Source organism: Methanobrevibacter sp. V74 (genome assembly GCF_963082495.1).
Lineage (GTDB): Archaea > Methanobacteriota > Methanobacteria > Methanobacteriales > Methanobacteriaceae > Methanocatella.
The window spans coordinates 1-1,877 of sequence record NZ_CAUJAN010000013.1 but is presented as its reverse complement, the minus strand read 5'-3'; the positions used below and the strand labels follow the sequence as shown (position 1 = coordinate 1,877).

Sequence of the window (1,877 nt, the reverse complement as noted above, 5' to 3'; positions counted from 1 at the left end):
AAAATAACACGGATGACCTTCAGGAATCAAATTACTCAAGTCCATAGGCACCAACATAGTCTGATTAATAGTATCATCTTTTAAAACCATAAATAAAACAACCATAAATATTAATATTTATAATAAAAGATTGTACTTCATAATATATAAAATTAAAGGAAAAAAATAAGCGAAAAAAAAAATTTTAAAAATTAATGAGAGTCATGTCCCATCCTGCATGATTAAAAAAAACAAATTATACATTGAAAAATTCAGTGGAAGAAGACGAACCATAATGGAACAAGACTTCTACAACCACATATTCCTACTAAACCTACTAATAGGAATAAAAAACGATGCAGAACTAAAAAAATAACAAGAAAACCAAAAAGAAACAGCAAAAACACGCCTACAAATACCACTCCAATATCAACACACTCATCGGAGAAATCAAAGACCAACTACCAAGACTCCTAACAAACAACCAAGACGAAATACAACAAGTAATAAAAGAAATAATGGAAATCGGCTCAAAAGAACTTGTAGCAACGAAAATACTTGCACAAATAAATGCAGAAAGAGATAAAGATAAAAATTGGAATAAAAATTGTAAAACAAGCAAAAGCCAGGGATTTTAAAAATCTGAAAACCTTAACTTGATAGTACTGGAATAAAATAGACTTTGTTGAAATCCTATATTTTACACTTGAAATTTCACATCGACTTTGTTTTTTATGATGTTAAATTCGTGTTTTTCTTGTTTTAGCATATAATTCTTTTTATTTTTTTATACTTGAAATATTACTGAGTATTTTTTAAAAATAAACATTAGTAAGTTATTTATAGTTAAATGTAGAATATATATTATTATGAATCAGAAAAATACACATTCTCCAAGTATACTTAGGTTTTCAGAGCATAAAAGTCTTTTGGATTTTTGCTTTAAAAAGCAGACAAAAAAATTTTTCAAAAAATATAAAAACGCATGTAAAAGTGATATTAAGCATAATGAATTGATAAAATTCATTGAATATTGTTATAGTTATGCTAAAATTGTTTTAAACAAATATTCGTGCAAATATTCTAAGAAATTATACTCTCAACCAGCATTATTCACAATCATTGCTTTAAAGATTTACTTAAAAATAACTTATCGCTAAATAATGGATTTTATATCCTTTTCAGACGCATTAAGAAAATATCTCAAGATTAAAAAGGCTCCAGATTACTCAACAATACAGAAATTCTTTAAAAGAATGCCAACAAACATGTTTGAAAGAATAACAGAACAAATAATTCAACATTTAGAAATTAAACCCACAACACTTGCTCTTGATGGTACAGGATTCACCAATGACTACACAGACAAATATTATGCACAAATAAGGGGCAAAAAACGAAAAAGCTACACAAAATGCCATATTGCAATTGAAGTAGATACAAGAATAATCCTTTACTCACAAGCACTAAAAGGCCCAAAACACGATACAAAATTCGAAATAGCATCAATAAGAAGCTTAAAAAAATATAATATCAAATACATAATAGCAGACAAAGCTTACGATGACAACAAAATAAGAGAATGCATAAACGAAGAAATAAAAGCATCAGACCAAATACCACTCAAATCCAACTTCAAACACGGATGGTACATAAGACTAAGCATAAAAACCTTCGATAAAAAAATATATTCAGGAAGAAACAACGTAGAAAGCGTATTCAGCGTAATTAAAAGAAAATTCTCAGGAACAAACAAAAGCAAAAAAACAAGACAACAAAACAAAGAAACAAGACTCAAAACAGCAGTTTACAACATCGACAGAGTAGTGAAAATTTTAAATTAGGATTTCAACAAGGTCAGTCTCTTTCAAAAACTTGTGTGATTTGAATTTTTACTA

1 protein-coding gene is annotated in these 1,877 nt (G+C 27.7%); it reads left to right on the top strand.

The window, feature by feature from the left end; translation table 11 throughout:
• The first annotated feature begins 1,142 nt into the window (after positions 1–1,142).
• A complete protein-coding gene (locus Q9969_RS11570; protein WP_305553445.1) occupies positions 1,143–1,823 on the top strand; it encodes a transposase in 681 nt (226 codons plus the stop codon).
• The last annotated feature ends 54 nt before the right edge of the window (positions 1,824–1,877 follow it).

Excerpts from the sequence above, each read along its gene's own strand:
- Q9969_RS11570 (WP_305553445.1), top strand. The coding sequence starts at position 1,143 with ATGGATTTTATATCCTTTTCAGACGCATTAAGAAAATATCTCAAGATT.